Origin of the sequence: Cellulomonas pakistanensis, from assembly GCF_016862755.1 — a bacterium.
Taxonomy (GTDB): domain Bacteria; phylum Actinomycetota; class Actinomycetes; order Actinomycetales; family Cellulomonadaceae; genus Cellulomonas; species Cellulomonas pakistanensis.
In genome coordinates this window covers 40,265-57,317 of record NZ_BONO01000002.1, presented here as the reverse complement: position 1 = coordinate 57,317, position 17,053 = coordinate 40,265, and the positions used below count along the sequence as shown (strand labels likewise).

General features: G+C 76.3%; 19 protein-coding genes and 2 pseudogenes. 14 read left to right on the top strand and 7 right to left on the bottom strand.

What is annotated here, in order from left to right; translation table 11 throughout:
• Positions 1-18: 18 nt before the first annotated feature.
• Together Cpa01nite_RS01625 and Cpa01nite_RS01620 are read right to left on the bottom strand one after the other, a co-directional pair.
• The gene (locus tag Cpa01nite_RS01625; protein WP_203666990.1) at positions 19-429 is read right to left on the bottom strand and encodes an ACT domain-containing protein; all 411 of its coding nucleotides are present in this window, start codon (positions 427-429) and stop codon (positions 19-21) included.
• Positions 426-878, bottom strand: a complete 453-nt coding sequence (locus Cpa01nite_RS01620) for an OsmC family protein (RefSeq protein WP_203666989.1) — start codon at positions 876-878, stop codon at positions 426-428. The genes Cpa01nite_RS01625 and Cpa01nite_RS01620 overlap by 4 nt, the downstream gene beginning before the upstream one ends.
• 64 nt (positions 879-942) lie before the next feature.
• On the opposite strand from Cpa01nite_RS01620, the gene Cpa01nite_RS01615 reads away from it, so the two are divergent.
• The gene (locus Cpa01nite_RS01615) at positions 943-1,677 is read left to right on the top strand and encodes an ArsR/SmtB family transcription factor (RefSeq protein ID WP_203666988.1); all 735 of its coding nucleotides are present in this window, start codon (positions 943-945) and stop codon (positions 1,675-1,677) included.
• A gap of 146 nt (positions 1,678-1,823) precedes the next feature.
• Here Cpa01nite_RS01615 and Cpa01nite_RS01610 read toward each other — a convergent pair whose 3' ends face one another.
• The gene (locus tag Cpa01nite_RS01610; RefSeq protein WP_203666987.1) at positions 1,824-2,048 is read right to left on the bottom strand and encodes a hypothetical protein; all 225 of its coding nucleotides are present in this window, start codon (positions 2,046-2,048) and stop codon (positions 1,824-1,826) included.
• A 221-nt stretch (positions 2,049-2,269) separates the two neighbouring features.
• Here Cpa01nite_RS01610 and Cpa01nite_RS01605 point away from each other — a divergent pair, with 221 nt between their 5' ends.
• Positions 2,270-2,671 (top strand): hypothetical protein, encoded by a 402-nt coding sequence (locus Cpa01nite_RS01605; protein ID WP_203666986.1) that lies wholly within the window; start codon positions 2,270-2,272, stop codon positions 2,669-2,671.
• Between the two features lie 61 nt (positions 2,672-2,732).
• Here Cpa01nite_RS01605 and Cpa01nite_RS01600 read toward each other — a convergent pair.
• A pseudogene (locus tag Cpa01nite_RS01600) lies at positions 2,733-3,497 on the bottom strand (formylglycine-generating enzyme family protein).
• Positions 3,498-3,770: 273 nt separating this feature from the next.
• On the opposite strand from Cpa01nite_RS01600, the gene Cpa01nite_RS01595 reads away from it, so the two are divergent.
• The 8 genes and pseudogenes from Cpa01nite_RS01595 (at position 3,771) to Cpa01nite_RS01560 (ending at position 10,484) form a co-directional block, all read left to right on the top strand.
• On the top strand, positions 3,771-4,355 hold the full coding sequence (locus Cpa01nite_RS01595) for a hypothetical protein (RefSeq protein WP_203666985.1): 585 nt from the start codon (positions 3,771-3,773) through the stop codon (positions 4,353-4,355).
• A 127-nt stretch (positions 4,356-4,482) separates the two neighbouring features.
• Positions 4,483-5,103: a copper resistance CopC family protein gene (locus tag Cpa01nite_RS01590; protein WP_203666984.1), complete on the top strand. Its 621-nt coding sequence runs from the start codon at positions 4,483-4,485 to the stop codon at positions 5,101-5,103.
• A gap of 51 nt (positions 5,104-5,154) precedes the next feature.
• Entirely contained in the window at positions 5,155-5,721 is a 567-nt protein-coding gene (locus tag Cpa01nite_RS01585; RefSeq protein WP_203666983.1) for a copper chaperone PCu(A)C, read from the top strand.
• Positions 5,721-6,953 (top strand): Dyp-type peroxidase, encoded by a 1,233-nt coding sequence (locus Cpa01nite_RS01580; protein ID WP_203666982.1) that lies wholly within the window; start codon positions 5,721-5,723, stop codon positions 6,951-6,953. Before Cpa01nite_RS01585 ends, Cpa01nite_RS01580 begins: the two co-directional genes overlap by 1 nt.
• A 53-nt stretch (positions 6,954-7,006) precedes the next feature.
• Positions 7,007-8,485: a PepSY-associated TM helix domain-containing protein gene (locus Cpa01nite_RS01575; RefSeq protein ID WP_203667153.1), complete on the top strand. Its 1,479-nt coding sequence runs from the start codon at positions 7,007-7,009 to the stop codon at positions 8,483-8,485.
• A gap of 36 nt (positions 8,486-8,521) precedes the next feature.
• Positions 8,522-8,839: pseudogene (locus Cpa01nite_RS18955) on the top strand (hypothetical protein); the annotation flags it as partial.
• Between the two features lie 82 nt (positions 8,840-8,921).
• Positions 8,922-9,539: a PrsW family glutamic-type intramembrane protease gene (locus Cpa01nite_RS01565; RefSeq protein ID WP_203666981.1), complete on the top strand. Its 618-nt coding sequence runs from the start codon at positions 8,922-8,924 to the stop codon at positions 9,537-9,539.
• 144 nt (positions 9,540-9,683) lie between these two features.
• Positions 9,684-10,484 carry a DUF4184 family protein gene (locus Cpa01nite_RS01560; RefSeq protein ID WP_203666980.1) on the top strand — a complete coding sequence of 267 codons (801 nt, stop codon included), beginning with the start codon at positions 9,684-9,686 and terminating at the stop codon, positions 10,482-10,484.
• A 152-nt stretch (positions 10,485-10,636) separates the two neighbouring features.
• On the opposite strand, the gene Cpa01nite_RS01555 is transcribed toward Cpa01nite_RS01560, so the two are convergent.
• Complete coding sequence (locus Cpa01nite_RS01555; RefSeq protein WP_203666979.1) at positions 10,637-11,224, bottom strand: TetR/AcrR family transcriptional regulator; 588 nt, start codon at positions 11,222-11,224, stop codon at positions 10,637-10,639.
• Positions 11,225-11,333: 109 nt separating this feature from the next.
• Here Cpa01nite_RS01555 and Cpa01nite_RS01550 point away from each other — a divergent pair, with 109 nt between their 5' ends.
• Positions 11,334-12,251: an alpha/beta hydrolase family protein gene (locus Cpa01nite_RS01550; protein WP_203666978.1), complete on the top strand. Its 918-nt coding sequence runs from the start codon at positions 11,334-11,336 to the stop codon at positions 12,249-12,251.
• 48 nt (positions 12,252-12,299) lie between these two features.
• On the opposite strand, the gene Cpa01nite_RS01545 is transcribed toward Cpa01nite_RS01550, so the two are convergent.
• Entirely contained in the window at positions 12,300-13,175 is an 876-nt protein-coding gene (locus Cpa01nite_RS01545) for an SDR family oxidoreductase (RefSeq protein ID WP_203666977.1), read from the bottom strand.
• Positions 13,176-13,262: 87 nt separating this feature from the next.
• On the opposite strand from Cpa01nite_RS01545, the gene Cpa01nite_RS01540 reads away from it, so the two are divergent.
• The 3 genes from Cpa01nite_RS01540 to Cpa01nite_RS01530 are packed head-to-tail and all read left to right on the top strand — an operon-like array spanning position 13,263 to position 15,484.
• Positions 13,263-14,273 (top strand): S66 family peptidase, encoded by a 1,011-nt coding sequence (locus tag Cpa01nite_RS01540; RefSeq protein WP_203666976.1) that lies wholly within the window; start codon positions 13,263-13,265, stop codon positions 14,271-14,273.
• On the top strand, positions 14,270-15,022 hold the full coding sequence (locus Cpa01nite_RS01535) for a phosphotransferase (protein WP_203666975.1): 753 nt from the start codon (positions 14,270-14,272) through the stop codon (positions 15,020-15,022). The genes Cpa01nite_RS01540 and Cpa01nite_RS01535 overlap by 4 nt, the downstream gene beginning before the upstream one ends.
• Positions 15,023-15,046: 24 nt before the next feature.
• Positions 15,047-15,484, top strand: a complete 438-nt coding sequence (locus Cpa01nite_RS01530; RefSeq protein ID WP_203666974.1) for a VOC family protein — start codon at positions 15,047-15,049, stop codon at positions 15,482-15,484.
• Positions 15,485-15,496: 12 nt separating this feature from the next.
• Here the strand turns inward: Cpa01nite_RS01530 and Cpa01nite_RS01525 are convergent, their stop codons facing one another.
• A complete protein-coding gene (locus Cpa01nite_RS01525) occupies positions 15,497-17,002 on the bottom strand; it encodes a GGDEF domain-containing protein (protein WP_203666973.1) in 1,506 nt (501 codons plus the stop codon).
• Between the last annotated feature and the right edge of the window lie 51 nt (positions 17,003-17,053).

The following is a 17,053-nucleotide window of genomic DNA, read 5'->3' as shown; positions in this document are numbered from 1 at the left end:
GCCAGCTCTCCCGCTCCGTCAGGCGTCCCCTGGGCGCCACCGCGCGACCACCGCGCGCGCCCGCTCACGGTCCGCGTCGTCCACCAGCAGCACGAGGTTGCCCGCGTGGTCGCTGTACTGGACGCGCACGGACACGTCGGCGTCGCCGAGCCGCCGCGCGAGCGCCCCGAGCTGCCCGGGCACGTCCTGCGCGAGGCGGGCGGTCAGCACGTCGCGCGCGACGGCCCGCCCGAGGCCCGCGCCCGCGACCGCGGCCACGGCCGCCTCGCCGCCCAGCACGAGGAAGTGCGCCACGGCCCGGTCGCCGACCGTCGTCACCCCGCCGCCCTCGAGGCTGACGCCGGCGGCCCCGAGCGCCTCGCCCAGGTCGGCCAGGGCGCCCGGTCGATCGGGCAGCTCGACCTCCAGGTCCTGCGGCCGGCCGGTCACACCGTCACCACCGCGGTGCTGACCTCCACGGGCACCGACAGGCTGTTGGCGACGTAGCACTCGCGGTGCGCCTGCTCCGCGAGAGCAAGCACCGCGTCGGGGTCCGTCCCGGTCGCGACCCGGACGGTCGCCGCGATGCGGACCGCGCCGAGCCGCGGGGCCGGGCCGGACAGGTCGAGAGCGGACGTCGCCTCGTCCTCGTACCCGCGCACGTCGACACCGGCGCGGGCGGCGGCGCCCAGGAAGGACAGCATCTGGCAGGACGACGCAGCGGCGACCACGAGCTGCTCGGGGTTGAGCCGCCCGGCGTCACCGCGGAACCCGGGATCGGCGCTCAGGTCCAGCGCGGCGAGCGCCGGGGGAGCGGTGACCGCGTGGTCACGGGAGTAGGACCGGACGCCGCCGGCGGTCGAGCCGTCCCAGCGGAGCCGGGTGAGGTAGGTGTGCATGCCGCGACGCTAGGGCTGGGACGTTCCGGCCGGGACCGAACCGTCGCCGTCGTACGCTCGGCGCGTGGGCAGGGACCGGGACTTCACCGCCGTCGGGCGCGCGCTCGCGGTGCCGGCGCGCTCCACCATCTGCAACCTGCTGATGGACGGATCGCGGCGCCCGGCGGGCGAGCTCGCGCGCCTGGCCGGCGTCAGCGCGTCCACCGCCTCGGACCACCTGGGCGTCCTGGTCGCGGCCGGGCTGCTGCGCTGCCACGTGCACGGCCGGCACCGGTTCTACGCGCTCGCCGGGCCCGAGGTGGGTTCGGCGCTGGAGGCGCTCGGGCTGATCGCGCCGCCCGCGCCCGTCTCGGGCCTCCGCGGGACCCGGCGGGCTGAGCACCTGGCGGCCGCGCGGTTCTGCTACGACCACCTCGCCGGGGCGCTCGGCACCGCCCTCACGGACGCCTGGCTGGCAGCCGGCTGGCTCGCCGACCCGGACGCGCTCGCCCTGACCCCGCGGGGCGCGGCCGGGCTCCGTGGCCTCGGGGTGGCGGTCGACGCGGCGGTCGCCGGGCGCCGCGCGACCACCCGGGCGTGCCTCGACTGGACGGAGCGCCGGCCGCACCTGGGCGGCGCGGTCGGCGCCGCGGTGGGCACCCGGTTCCTCGACGCGGGCTGGGTGGTCCGGCACCGGTCGGGCCGCGGGCTGACGGTGACGCCCGCGGGGGAGACGCTGCTGCGGGAGTCGTTCGGGATCGACCTGGCAGGGCGCGCCGCGGCCGACCTGGTCCCGGGCGCCGCGGCCGGCCGCGTCTGACCCGCTGCCGCGATCCCGCCGTCCGCACGGTGCGGCTTCCGAGGGCTGCCCACAGCTCGCTCTCGAGCGTGGCGTCGTCGAGATCGTCGGACGAGCGCTCGGCGGTCCGCTGGTCCAGGTAGGAGCCGCTCGGCGCGCGACGCGGATCAGTCCGCGAGGAAGAGCCACGCCGCCACGAACCACCACGCGACGAGGACAACCGGCACCGCCACCAGGGCCCACGCCGGGACCGGCCTGCGCGGAGCGGCCGTGCCGCGATCGCGGCGCAGGAGACGCGGAGCCGCGAGAGTCACGACGAAGGGCACGACGCCGGTCACGACGATGATCAGCGTGAGCAGGGCGTAGTCGCTCGACGGCGCCTCCGGCAGCATGCCGCCGACGGTAGTGGTCAGGCGGGCGCGGCGCTCTCCGGGCCGTGCCGGCGCGCGCCGCCTGGGCCGCCGCGGGCCTCCGGGCAGCCTCACGGGGCCGTGCGGGTGGTGCGCTCCGCGCGTGCGCGTCGATCACTCGGGTCGGGTGACGCCGAGGTCGGACGCGTGCGATGACGATGAGCGGGGCGCCGACGCGCGGCGCCCCGAGAGGGGGGACAGCGATGCGCGCTCAGCGGCTGGTCGTCGTGGCGGTGCTGGTGGTCGGGCTCGCGGCGTGCTCGGAGGATCCCGAGGAGAACACGGCGCAGGCGTGCGACGCGGAGGTGCAGCTCGAGTCCGCGCTCGAGAACTTCGACAGCGTGGTCGGCCCCGACGCGACGATCGACGAGATCCGCCAGGCGCGCAGCCAGGTGGCCGACGCCGTCGACCAGCTCACCGAGGCCGCGGATGACGTGGCCGAGGACCGGGCCGACGCCGTGGACCAGGCGTGGTCGGACCTGAGCGAGGCGGTCGACGACGTCGACGGCGACGAGACCGTGCCAGAGGCGGTCGACTCCCTGCGCGACGAGGCGTCGCAGGTCGCCACCGCCCGCGAGGACCTCGTCGCCGACCTCGGCTGCTGACCGGCCCGGCGACCCGCTCGACGTCCCACGCGCCCGGGACGACCACGCCGCGGCCTCCGCCTCACAGCCCCCGGAGCGGCGTCCATCCTGGCGGGAGGGGGCCGCGCACATCGGCGCGACGGCGGTCGGCGTCGGCCGACCACCCCTGGGACGCGTCCCCGTCACCGGGCGGAGCGCCTCCGCGAGCCACCCGGAACCCGACGTCCTCGATCACGGCGTCCGGCGCGCTGCCGCGCCGGACCGAGGCCCGCACGCTCCACCTCGCGTCGGCCCAGCCGCCACCGCGCAGCACACGGTAGTCGCCGTAGCGAGCGGTGTCGGCGAAGTCCCAGCACCACTCCCACACGTTGCCGAGCATGTCGTGCAGGCCCCAGGCGTTCGGCACCTTCGACCCGGTCGGCTGGGGACCCTCGACGCCGTCCAGCGCGGTCCACGCGGTGGTGGCGAGCGACCCGTACGTGGCTCCCGTCGTCCCCGCACGGCACGCGTGCTCCCACTCGGCCTCGGTGGGGAGGCGGTACCCGTCCGCGGCGACGTCTCAGCGCACGGTGCCCCCGCGCACGTCGTAGGCCGGGCGCAGACCGGCCCGCGAGGACGCGGCGTTGCACCACGCGACGGCGTCGACCCAGCGCACCCCGTGCGCCGGCGCCGCGGCTCCGGCGGCCGGCGGGTCCGCGCGCCCCAGCACGGCGGCGTACTGCGCCTGCGTCACGGGCACGCGCCCGATCTCGAACGCGAACAGCGCCACGTCTCGCGACGTCCCGCGGCGGGCGTCCGAGAGCTCGATCGTGCCGCCGGGCACCGACGTGAGCTCCGGGAGGGTCATGCCTCGACGGTAGCGGCCCGGAGCAGGCGGCACGGGGGAGATCGGGTACGCGGTCGAAGCAGCACGGTGGTCTCGTCGCGAGTGCGCCGGTCAGGTCCGAGGGCGGTGTGGTCACCGGGGAGGGGTGCACTCGTGCGGGCGTGGTCGCGCCGCCCGCCCAGCGCCGCCGCTTAGGATCAACGTCATGGGCGCGCCGGTCACTGACGTGGTGACCCCGTCGGCGACCCCGCAGCCCGAACGCATCGCCCCGCCCAGCGCCTCGCGCGGGCGCTGATGGCCTCCGGCGTCGCGACGTTCGCCGCCCTGATGTCCCACGTGCTCGGCGGCGGTGCTGTGCCCGGCCCGCTCGGCATCGTGCTGCCGCTGGTGCTCGCGACGCCGGTCTGCCTCGTCCTGGCGCAGGTGCGGCTCGGCTGGCTGCGCCTCGCGTGCTCGGTCGGCATCAGCCAGCTGCTGTTCCACACCCTGTTCTCGCTGGGCGCGGTGGGCCGGGCGGCGCCGGCGGCCGACGGTGCCCACCAGCACGCCGGGGCGACCACCCTCGTCCCCGACGCGGACGCGATGGCGCACTCCGGTCACGCCTCGGGCTCGATGTGGCTCGCCCACGCCGGCGCCGCCGTCGTGACGGTCCTCGCGCTGCGCCACGGCGAGGCGGCTCTGGCACGCGTGGTGGCGGCTGTGCGCCGCGCGGCGCACCGTGTCCTGGTGGTGCGGGTCCCCGCGCTGCCCGTCCTGCCGCACGCCCCCGCGGCGCCGCTCCGCGACGAGCACGCCTGGCGCCCGGTCGCCCGCGTGCTCACCTCCGCCAGCGTGGTCCGGCGCGGGCCTCCGGCCTTCGTCGTCCCCCTCTTCACGTAGCGCTCCGCGGCGCGGGCACCGAGCCCGCGTGGTCGTCGGGGCGCTGCCCGACGTCCCCGCCGGCACCCGGTCGCACCCCGAGGCGATCGTGCGCCCGGCGGGCCCTGCCCGGAGGGCTCCGATCGACATGTCCCCTGCACACCGGCGCGCCCTGGCGCGCCTGACGGCGGGCTCGGCGCTGGCCGGCCTGCTGCTCCTGCCCGCCGCCACGGCGGCCTCGGCGCACGACGAGCTGGTCGGCAGCGACCCCGCACCCGGCGCCGCGCTCGACGCGGCCCCGGCCGCGGTCCGGCTCGACCTCTCCGCGGACGTCCTGACGTTCGGTGCGGCGATCGTCGTGGCCGACGCCGCGGACGACACCTGGCAGACCGGCGAGCCGGTCCTCGACGGGCCGTCGGTCTCGGTCGCGCTGGACCCGGCCCTGCCGGACGGCTCCTACGAGGTCCGCTGGCGGGTGGTGTCCTCCGACGGCCACCCGATCACCGGCCTGGTGCCGTTCACGGTCGGGGACGCTGTCGCAGCGGCGGCGTCGTCGGACGAGCCCGCCAGGTCCGACGCGGAGTCCGACGCGAGGTCCGAGCCGGCGCCCGACGAGCAGGACGCCGCCGGGGCGTCCGCCACCGGGTCGACGGACGGCGCGCCCTGGCGCACCCTCGCCGTCGCCGGCGGCGGGGCCCTCCTGGCCCTGGGCGTCTACGCGCTGGCCGTCGTCCTGCGCGGCCGGCGGTCCGCCCGCACGTCCCGCTGACCGGGCCGCACCACCTTCCTTCTTCCTTCTCCACGAGAGCCGAGCTTCCTCATGCACGCACGCACGTTCCTCCCCGCCCTGGCCGTCGTCTCGGTCCTCGCCCTCGCCGCCTGCAGCGGCGCCGCCGAGGCCGACACCCCCGCCTCGCCGTCTTCCGGTGGCCCGGCCGCCGAGTCCGTCACGGTCGAGGACGCCTGGGTGAAGTCCGCCGAGTGCGGCATGTCGGCCGCGTTCGGCCAGATCGAGAACACCGGCGACGCCGACGTGACCGTCGTGTCCGTCGCCTCGCCCGCCTCGACGATGCTCGAGCTGCACGAGACGGTCGAGAACGAGTCCGGCGAGATGGTCATGCGCGAGAAGGACGGCGGGTTCACCATCCCGGCCGGCGGCGTGCTGGCCCTGGAGCCCGGCGCGAACCACATCATGCTGATGGGCCTGACCGCGCCCGCCGTGGCCGGCGACGAGGTCACGTTCACGCTGACGTTCTCCGACGACTCCACGCTCGAGCTCACCGCGCCCGCCAAGGACTACTCCGGCGCCAACGAGACCTACGCCGGGGGCGAGGGCCACGAGGGCATGGACATGGGTGGCGACGACGCGGACGCGGGCGGCCACTGATGGCCCGCGACCGAAGGCGCGAGCCCGGTCGCGGCGGCCCCACCCGGCGGCAGCTCCTCCTGGGAGGGGCTGTCGCCGGGGCGGGGGCGGCCGTCGCCGCCGGCGCCGACGCCCTGACCCGCCCCGGCGTGGCCCCGCCGTCGGCGCCCGAGCCGCTCGCCGGCGCCGGCACGGTCCCGTTCCACGGCACCCACCAGGCGGGGATCGCGACGGCCCCGCAGGCGCACGCCACGCTGGTGGCGCTCGACCTGCACGAGGTCACCGACCGGGACGCGCTGCGCCGGATGATGCGGCTGCTGTCCGACGACGCCGCCCGCCTCACCCAGGGCGTCGCCGCGCTGGCCGACTCCGAGCCCGAGCTCGCCCTCGTCCCGGCGAACCTCACGGTGACGTTCGGGTTCGGTCCCGAGCTCGTCCGCCGCGCCCTGACCGGGTCGGCGGCCGCGCCGTCGTGGCTGCGGGCGCTGCCGGCGTTCACCGTCGACCGCCTCGAGGCGGCGTGGTCCGCAGGCGACCTGCTGCTGCAGATCGCCGCCGACGACCCGGTGACCGTCGCGCACGCCCAGCGGATGCTGCTCAAGGACACCCGGTCGTTCGCCACGGTGCGCTGGACCCAGCCCGGGTTCCGCCGCGCCCGCGGCTCCGAGGCGTCCGGGACCACGATGCGGAACCTGTTCGGCCAGGTCGACGGGACCGTGAACCTCGAGCCCGGCACCGCCGACTTCGAGGACCTGGTCTGGGTGCGCGACGGCTGGCTCGCCGGCGGCACCAGCCTGGTGCTGCGCCGCATCCGCATGGACCTCGACACATGGGACCGCCTGGACCGCGGCGGCCGCGAGCAGTCGGTCGGCCGCACGCTGTCGAACGGTGCCCCGCTGACCGGGACGCACGAGCACGACGAGCCCGACTTCGAGGCGACGACCGCCATCGGCTTCCCGGTGATCGCGGAGTTCTCGCACCTGCGCCGGGCGCGCTCGGAGGACACCGGCCAGCGGATCTACCGGCGCGCGTACAACTACGACGACGCCCCCACGGGTGGTGAGGTGTCGAACTCGGGCCTGCTGTTCATCTCCTACCAGGCGGACGTCGACGCCCAGTTCGTGCCGCTGCAGCAGCGCCTCGACGAGCTCGACCTGCTCAACGAGTGGACCACCCCCGTGGGGTCGGCCGTGTTCGCGATCCCGCCCGGCTGCGCCGAGGGCGGCTACGTGGGGGAGACGGTGCTCGCATGACCGCCGACGAGCCCGCACCCGTCCGCGGCGCGGTCGGCTCCGAACCCGGGAGCATGACGGTCGACGACGCCCCGCGCACCACCCCGACGGCTCCGGGCGCGCCGCGGCCCGCCCGGCGCCGCACCTGCTGGCTGTCGCCCCTGCTGCTGCGGCTGCACTTCTATGCGGGGATCTTCGTCGGCCCGTTCATCCTGGTCGCCGCCCTCAGCGGCGCCCTGTACGCGGTGGCAGAGCCCGTCGAGCGCGCGGTGTACGCCGACGAGCTCACCGCCGCGTACGCCGACGCGCCGCCGGTCAGCCTCGGCGAGCAGGTCACCGCCGCCCGCGCGTACGCCGGCCCCGACGCCACCCTCGTCGCGGTGCGACCCGCGCCCGAGCCCGGCGACACCACCCGCGTCATGTTCTCCGGCGCCGACCTGGGTGAGAGCGAGACCCGCGCGGTGTTCGTCGACCCCGGCACCGCGGAGATCCGCGGCGACCTCACCGCCTACGGCACCAGCGGGGCGCTGCCGCTGCGCACCTGGCTGGACCACCTGCACCGCAACCTGCACCTCGGGGACCCCGGCCGGCTCTACAGCGAGCTCGCCGCGTCCTGGCTGGGCGTCATCGCCCTGTCGGGCCTGGCGATGTGGCTGATCCAGCTGCGCCGCTCCCGCGGGAGGAAGAAGGCCCGGCAGCAGCTGCTCCGGCCCGGGTCCGGACCCACCCCGTACGCGCGCACCCGCAGCCGGCACCTCGGGTTCGGCATCTGGATCATGGCCGGCGCGCTGTTCCTGTCCGCTACCGGCATCACCTGGTCCACCTACGCCGGCGCGAATGTCACCGACCTGCGCGCCGCGCTCGGCTGGGGCACCCCGGCCGTGAGCACCGCGCTCGACGGCGGCACCGCCGGCGGCGGTGACGAGCACGCCGGCCACCACGGCGGTAGTGGTGCCGCGGAGGCGCGCGACACCACGGAGTACGCCGCCGGCGCGTTCGACTCGGTGCTCGCGGTGGCGCAGGAGGTCAACGTGAACACCGCCCTGGTGGAGATCACGCCGCCCGCCGAGCCCGGCACCGCCTGGGTCGTCCAGGAGATCCAGCGCAGCTACCCGACCCAGGTGGACGCGGTCGCGGTCGACGGCAGCACGATGACCGTGACGGACCGCGTCGACTTCGCCGAGTTCGGGCTGATCGCCAAGCTCGCGCGCTGGGGCATCGACCTGCACATGGGCTCGATGTTCGGCCTGCCCAACCAGATCGTGCTGCTCGTCCTGGCCTCCGGGATCGCCGCGATGGTGGTGTGGGGCTACCTGATGTGGTGGCGCCGTCGGCCGACCCACGACAGTCGCGGGCCGGGCGACGCCCCCGCGCGCGGCGCGCTCGCCGCGGTCCCGTGGTGGGGCCGCGTGGCAGCGCTGCTCGTGGCCGCCGCGGTCGGCGTGCTGCTCCCGCTCATGGGGCTCACGCTCGCGGCGTTCCTCGTGGTCGACGCGGTGCTCGGGTGGCGGGCGCGGGTGCGCGCCGGCGCGGGGGTCCCGGTGGCGCCGTGAGCTCCGCGCTCGGCGTCCGTCACCGCCGGTGCGCCGGTGAGCACCCGAAGAGCGGACCCGACGTCACGCGGCCGGCCGGTCCTGCACCCGGCCCCGGACCAGGAACAGCGCGACCACGGCGATCACGATGCACAGGAGGTTGGCCGGTCCGGCGAGCGTCAGGGCGACGTTCACGTCGCCGGCCGAGGCCGACCGGTCGATTCCGCCCGCCGACAGGAACCCGGTCGGGTCGTACAGTTCGTGCAGCAGCACGGCTGCCCACAGGCTGCCGGTCACCCGTGGCAGGCCGGTCTGACCGCAGCAAACGTCGAGGAGACCGCCAAGGGTCTCGTCTTCGTCCTGCTCCTGGGCCTGGCTCCCGTCGTGATCCGTACCGTCTACGACGGCCTCGTCGTGGGGGCGTTCGTGGGCCTGGAACTTCCAGGTGCTGGAGGACATGCTCGTCGGGCAGAACGCCGCCTACGCCAGCTTGGGGGTCGACCAGGTGGGGTCGGTCCTGCGCACCTTCGTCCTGCGCTCGGTCCCCGGCGTCGCCTCGCACGCGATGTACACCGCGATCTTCGCCGCCGGCGTCATCTACCTCGTGGGCACCCCGGCGCAGCCGCGCCGCGTGGGCCGCGGGCTGCTGCTGAGCCTGGGGGCGATGGTCGTGCACGGCTCCTGGGACTCGATGGCCGCGCTCGCCGACGGCAACGGATTCGCCGTCACCGGCCTGATGCTCCTCATCACCGCGACCAGCGTCGCCATCCTCCTGCTCGCCCTGCGCTGGGGCTCGGCCAGGGAGCGCGGCTACCTGCGGGACGTGCTCGCGCCCGAGGCGGAGGCCGGCGTGCTCACCGACCGGGAGCTCGCGGCGCTCACGGGGAAGCGGCACCGCCGACGCGACCGCAGGGCCGCGCGCCGCGAGGGGCTCGACCGCGCCGCGCGACGCCGGGAGAAGCACGTGCTGGCCGGGGCGCTCGACCTCGTGCACGACCTCAGCGAGAGCGGGGGAGCGGAGACCCCGGACGTCATCCGGTCACGGGCCGAGATCGCTCGCCTCCGGGCCCGCTGAGGTCCGCCGGGCGCGTCGGCCGACCCCGTCCCGCGGACGGCCGCGGGCGTGGATGCCGTGCCGGAGGCCGGCGGCTCGTGCGGCCGACCGCGGGTCCGACCGCAGGTGGACGACGGCGTGTGCGCCGACGGGCACCATGACCCGGTGCCGTTCACGCTCGCCCACCCCGCCGCCGTCCTCCCGCTGGCGCGTCGTCCGCTCGTCCCCGCCGCGCTGGTCGCCGGCGCCCTGAGCCCGGACGTGCCCTACTTCCTCCCGCTGCCCAGGTCGGCCGACGCCTGGTACGAGCCCTTCGTCAACGCCACGACCACCCACACGTGGCCCGGGGCGCTGACGGTGGCGGTGCCGACCGCCGCAGCCCTGCTCGGGCTGTGGTTCCTCGTCCGGGCGCCCGCACGCACCCTGATCGAGCGGGACGCGCGCCCGACGGGGGAGCGCCCGACGGGGGAGCGCCCGACGGGGGAGCGCACGTCGCGGGCCAGGACCGTCACCCGGTCCGCCTGGGTCGCCACCTCCCTCCTGCTGGGCGTGCTCACCCACGTGATGTGGGACGCCGTCACCCACGGCGACGGCGCAGTCGTGCGACACGTGGCGTGGTTCCGGGAGCCGCTGGTCGGCGACGTGCCCGCGGGCCGGGTCCTCCAGCACCTGAGCACCGCGATCGGGCTGCTGGTCCTGGCCGTGTGGGCCGGGCGGGCCATCCGCGCGTGGCGCCGCGACGGTGTGCGGGTGCTGCTCGACCGATCCCGGGTCGCGGTCGTGATCGCCCTCGTCGTCGTCGGTCTCGCGGGGGCGGCGATCGGCGCTTCCGGTGCGGCCGGCTCCGGGCTCGAGGCTGCGCTGTCCGGTGCTGCGAAGGTCGGCGGAGCGGCGTCCGCCGCGGCGGTCCTCGTCGCCGCCGCGCTGTGGTGGTCGATCCGGGCTCGCATGGTCGTGCTGCCGTGATCGGGGTCCTCGTGCCCGCCGAACCTGCGTGGGCGACCCCGTCGGCGTGGCGCACCAGACGCGGCATCGACGACCGCGTTCTGACATAACGTGCATTATCGGCGTTGCAGAGTAGAACGTGCGCAGAGCGGCTCAGGCGCCGCACAGCGCCCTCAGTGGTCGCCACTCCGGAGCCCGGCCAGCAGCACCGCCACCGCGGCGCGCGCGTCGTACCGCTCGTCGGTCTCGGCGCCGATGCACAGATTGCCGACGCTGCGCATGAGCTCGTAGGCGCCCAGCGCGTCGGTGAGCTCGCCGGTGCCGCGCCCGGCGGCCAGCAGCTCGCCGCACACCGGCACCAGCCGGCTGACGAACGACGTGTGCAGCGCGTCGAACGACGGGTCCGTGGACCGCAGCGCCCCGGCGAGCCCGTGCTTCGTCACGAGGAAGTCGACGAACTCGTCCACCCAGGTCGTCAGGGCCGCCGACGGCGAGGAGGCCGTCCGCAGCAGCTCGGGCCCGCGCTGCGCCAGTGAGTCGATCTGGTGCCGGTACACGGCGATCACCAGGTCGGCGCGCGTCGGGAAATGCCGGTAGATCGTGCCGACCCCGACGCCGGCCCGGGTGGCGACGTCCCGCACGGGCACGTCGACGCCGGCTCGCACGAACTCGGCGGCGGCGGCCTCCAGCAGCGCGGCGATGTTCCGCTCGGCGTCCGCGCGCCGTCGCGACGACGCCGGGGCGCTCTCAGGGTCGGGCATCCGTCGCACCTCGCACTGCTTGCTAACCGGAACCGTGTTCCGTATGGTCTGCGGAACGTGGTTCCGTCTACGCCAGTCTGCCAGATCCCCCGGACCAGAGGTCACCGTCATGAGCACCAGCACCATCCCCGCAGCGCCCATCAGCTCCGTCAAGCCGGTCGTGGTCCCCGTCCCGGGTCGGCCCGCTCCCCTGCTGGCGCGGGTCACCGCTCCCCTGCACGGCGAGCGGCTGCCCGTCGTCGTCCTCTCCCACGGCAACGGCTGGTCGATGGACGGCTACGCCCCCCTCGCCGAGCACTGGGCCGGCGCCGGCTTCGTCGTCGTGCAGCCGACGCACCTCGACTCCCGTGCCGGCGGACTCGGCCACGACGACCCGGCGTTCAGCGACGTCTGGCGGTGGCGGATCGCCGACCTCACCGCCGTGCTCGACCACCTCGACGTCGTCGAGGCCGCGCTGCCCGGGCTGGCCGGTCGCGTCGACCGGGAGCGGGTCGCGATCGCAGGGCACTCCTGGGGTGCGCAGACGGCCGGTGCGCTGCTCGGCGCCGGCGTGCTCAGCGCGGACGGCGCCCTCGAGGAGTCGTTCGCCGACCCGCGCGTCCGCGCCGGCGTCCTGCTCGCCGCGACGGGCACGGGCGACAGCCTCACGCCGTTCGCCGCGGAGCACCTGCCGTTCATGCGGCCCGCGTACGCGCAACTCACCACGCCGACGCTGGTAGTGACGGGCGACGCCGACGACTCCGCGCTGTCGACTCGCGGCCCCGACTGGTTCACCGACGCCTACCACCTGAGCCCCGGCGCGGAGGCGCTGCTGACCTTGTCCGGGGGCGAGCACTCGCTCGGCGGCGTGGTCGGGCACGAGGTGGCCGAGACCACGGACGCGAGCCCGGAGCGGGTCGCCCTCGTGCAGCGCGTGACGACGGCCTGGCTGCGGTTCCGGCTCGGGCTCGACGACGCAGCGTGGCCGGCCGCGGTCGCGGACGTGCGCCGGACAGGCGCCGGGATCGGGGACCTGACGACCCGTTGACGACCGCGGCGACGGCGGCCCGCGGCGGACCGCGCTGCCCTCGGGCGTTCAGCTCAGCCCGAACCCGCCGTCCGTCGTCAGCACCTGCCCCACCACCCACGACCCCGCCGGGCTCACCAGCCACCCGATCAGCCGTGCCGGGTCGGCGGGCTCGCCCCACCGCCCGAACGGCGTCGCCGCCCGCAGCGCCTCGAGCTCGGCGAGCGGCCGGTCCGTCGACCCCGGGTCGAGGTACCCGGTGTTCACCGGCCCCGGGTTGACCGTGTTCAGGACGATCCCGACGTCCAGCAGCTCCGCAGCGACGGTCGCCGTCACCCCGGCGAGGGCGGCCTTCGACGCGGCGTACGCGACCTCGCCGCGCATCGGCCCGTGCTGCTGGCCGGACGTCATCCAGATCACCTTCGGCGCGCGGGCGGGGTCCGCCGGGGACCGGCGCTCGTGCCGCTCCCCCGGCCTCGTCCCCGCGGGGGGCTGGGCGAACTGCGCCGCGAAACGCTGCGTCAGCTGGATCGTGGACCGCGTGTTCGCCTGCCAGAACGCGTCCAGCACCGCGGGCGTCATGTCGAGGATCGACCCGTCGCCGCCGCTGCGGGCGTGGTTGCACACGAGCGCGTCCACGGTGCCGGTGAGGCTGCGAGCCGCCGCGAACAGCGCGTCCACCTGCGCCGGGTCCCGCAGGTCCGCGCTCGCACGGCCGGAGACCGCGTCCCCGCGGAGCGCCTCGCGCACCCCGTCCGCCACCGCCTCGACGTCGTCCCCGCCCCACGGCTGGTCGGCGTCGTGCGGCGCGAAGTCGTGCGTGAACACGCTCGCCCCCAGCCGGGCCAGCTCGCGCGCGACCGCGTACCCGATCCCCCGGCGGCGCGAGACGCCGGTGACGAGTGCGGTGCGGCCGGCCAGCGGGAGCTCGACGTCGAGGTGCATCCGGTGACCGTAGCGGGGCGTAGCAAGCCGATTTCCGGATGCCCGACGCCCGACGCGTCGGGCGTCGCCGCTGGCAGGATGCTCGGCATGCTCCGGTTCCCCGCCCCGCTGCGACCCGGCGACCGCATCGGCGTGACGTCGCCGTCGGCCGGCGTCCAGGCGCACGAGTCGGAGCGGATCGACTTCGCCGTCGGGTGGCTGCGCCGTGCCGGCTACGAGGTGGTCGTCGGCGACGCCATGGACGGCTCGGGCATCACCGCCGGGCCCGCGGCGAAGCGGGCGGCCGAGCTCACCGCGATGCTCTGCGACCCCGCGATCCGGTGCGTCGTCCCGCCGTGGGGCGGCGAGACCGGGATCGACGTCGTCGACCTGCTCGACTGGGACGCGCTCGCCGCCGCCGAGCCCACCTGGCTGGTCGGCTACTCCGACCTGTCGACGCTGCTGGTGCCGATCACCACCCGGCTCGGCTGGGCCACCGTCCACGGCGACAACCTCGCCGACACACCGTACGAGACGCCCGACGGCCTGCTGGGCTGGCTCGACCTGGTCGGTGGGCCGGGGCCGCACCGGCAGCGCGACTCCGGGCTGGTCGCCGACTGGTGGGGCTTCGCCGAGGACAGCCGCGCCACCCGCTGGAAGGACATCGGCCGCGGGCGGTGGGACCTGCACGGGGCGGACGCGCTGCACGTGACCGGGCGCCTCGTCGGCGGGTGCGTGGAGACGATGCGGCACATCGCCGGCACGCCGTTCGGCGACGTCGCGGAGTTCGGGCGGCGGCACGCCGGCGACGGGCTGATCGTGTACCTGGAGGTCGCCGGCGACGACGCCGCCTCGGTCTGCCGCAGTCTGCACGGTCTGCGCCTCGCCGGGTGGTTCGACGACGCCCGGGCGGTCCTCGTCGGGCGGACCCGCGCGCCCGACCACCCTCGGCTGACGCAGCGCGAGGCGGTCCTGGACGCCCTGGGGCGCCTCAGGCTCCCGATCGTGTTCGACGTCGAGATCGGGCACGTGCCGCCGCACCTGCCGCTGGTGAACGGCGCCCTGGCGTCCGTGACGGTCGACGGAGGCACCCGCGAGATCAGCCAGCGGTTCGCGTGACCGCCGACGACGCTCCCGAGGTCCCGCTGCCCGGCGGCGGCATGGGCGGCGCCGTCCTGTCCGCGGGCACCGTGCGTCGCGCCCCCGGCCCCTGGACGCCGACCATCCAGCGGCTGCTGCGACACCTGCGCGCGCACGGGGTCGGCGAGGTCCCGCGGCCGCTCGGCACCGACGAGCGCGGCCGCGACGTCACCGAGTACCTCGACGGCGAGGTGCCGGCGTACCCGATGCCCGCGTGGGTGTGGGACGACCGGGTGCTGCTCGACGCGGCGGCGTTGCTGCGCCGGGTGCACGACGCCACGGCGTCGTTCGACCGGGCCGGCGCCGTGTGGCGGCTGCCGGTCCGGGAGCCCGCCGAGGTGATCTGCCACGACGACGCCGCCCCGTACAACATGGTGTTCCGCGACGGCCGTCCGGTGGGCCTGATCGACTGGGACACCGCCGCCCCCGGCCCGCGGGTGTGGGACCTGGCGTACCTGGCCTACCGGCTCGTCCCGCTCGGGCCCGCCGGCGCGGACCCCGGCCCGGTCGACGACCCGGAGCGGCGCCGGCGGCTCGCCCTGCTCTGCGGCGCGTACGGCGGCGTCGACGCGTCCACCGTCCTGGCGACCGCCGTCGTGCGCCTGCGCGAGCTCGCCCGGTTCACCGCGGCACGCGCCGGCGGGGACGCCGAGCTGCTGCGCCACGTCGACCTCTACCTCGCCGACGCGGCCTGGCTCGAGGACCGGGCGGACCTGCTGACGCCGTGAGCGCCCGCCGGTAGCGTGCGGCGCATGCCGATCAGGATGGAGAACGTCGCGATCGCGGTCCGCGACCTGGAGGCCACCGTCGCCTTCTTCACCGACCTGGGCCTGACCGTGCTCGGCCGGGACGAGGTCAGCGGCGAGTGGGCCGAGACGGCCGTCGGTCTCGACGGCAACCACGTCCGGCTCGCCATGCTGCAGACGCCGGACGGGCACGGGCGGCTCGAGCTGTTCGAGTACCTGCACCCCGCGGCGATCGAGACGGAGCCGACGCAGCCGAACGAGATCGGCATGCACCGCGTCGCGTTCTCGGTCGACGATCTGGACGAGGCCTTGGCGATCGCCGCACGGCACGGCTGCCACCCGCTGCGCGGCGTCGCGACGTACCAGGACGTCTACCGGCTGACCTACGTCCGCGGGCCGAGCGGCATCATCGTGATGCTGGCGCAGGAGCTGCGGCCGGCCTGAGCTGTCCGCGCGTCAGACGGGGCGCACCGCCGCGGCGGTGAGCAGCCGGAGGCCCGCGACCGGCGCGCGCCCGCGTTTCGTCTCGTACATCCGGGTGTCCGCCGCGGACAGCACCTTCTCCGGCGTGGTCGTCGCCCCCGGGCGCAGGACCACCGACCCGATGCTCGCCCGCGCGACGGTGACGAGCGGGCCCAGGTCGACGCCCTGCGTGAGCGCGGCGTCGAGGCGTCCGACCGTCTCGGCCTCGAGCCGGTCGGGGTCGCCGACGAGGACGACGACGAACTCGTCGCCGCCGAACCGCGCGACGAAGTCGTCGCTGCGCACCGCCGCGCGCAGGCGCTGCGCGACGTGCACGAGCAGCCGGTCGCCGACGTGGTGACCGAACCGGTCGTTGACCTCCTTGAAGCCGTCCAGGTCGAGGAAGCACACCAGGCCGCCCGGGGCCTCGCCCGTGCGCACCTGGTCGACGACCTCCGCCACCCGGCGGTCGACCGCGCGCCGGTTCGGGAGGCCGGTCAGCTCGTCGTGCGTCGCCTGGTGCACCAGGTCCTGCTCGGCGCGCGCGTGCAGGAGCGCCAGCTGCGACACCCGGGTGAGCACGAGCGGGACGAGGACCAGCGACCCCAGGCTGAGCGACAGCAGGTCGGCCTGGCCACCGGCGAGCTCCCGGACCGCGGCGAGGGCCGGGTTCAGGGCGAGGGCGGCGCCCAGGAAGGCGAGCGCGCGCGGGCCCAGGCGGCGCGCCGGGCGTGGCGCGGGCGCGGCCAGGTGCGCCGCCGCCGGGTGCACCGCCGCCGCGCCGGTCGCCGCGTAGGCGACGACCCACGTGACGCCCACCCAGTGCGCCGCGGCGCCGGTGCCCGGGTCGACCGCCACGACGTTGCCCACGTTCCCCACGAGCGCGCTGACGCTCGCGAGGACCAGGTAGCCCACGGTGGGACGCCCGCGGCCGGCGTCGGCCCAGGTCCGCAGCATGGCGCCGACGGTCCCGCTGATGAGCAGCACCGTCAGCAGCGTGTACCCGCGCTCCCCCGCGCCGGCGCCGCGCTCCGCGAGCACGGGGAACAGCACGAGCGACCACAGCAGGCCCGCGCCGCCGATCGCCATGATCGCCGAGTCGATCACCCGGCCGCCGTCGACCCGCGCCGTCGGCATGACGACGAACACGCTGGCGGCGAGCAGCCCGAGGTAGCCGAGCGGGACGACGACCGCGGTCACGAGGCCGTGGGCGGTCTCCGCGCCCCCGATCCCGACCTGCACCAGCCACGCCACGCCGTCGGTCGCCAGCAGGAGCAGCGCGACGGCGGCGCACCACCAGGGCTGCGGGCGGGGCGGGCGCCGGAAGGCCAGCACGCCGAGCACGGCGAGGCCGGGCACGAGCGCGGCGGCGAGGAACACCACACCCCGCGCCGCGCCGTCCGTGAGCCCGTACGCCGCCGAGAGGCCGATCGCGGTCAGGGCGAACGCCGCGTGGGCTGCACGCCCCGCGGTCGTCGTCGAGGGTGGTGCGGTGGTCACGCCCGGTTCATCGGCGGTCGCGGCCGGGTCCTGTCCGGGACCCGCGGGTGA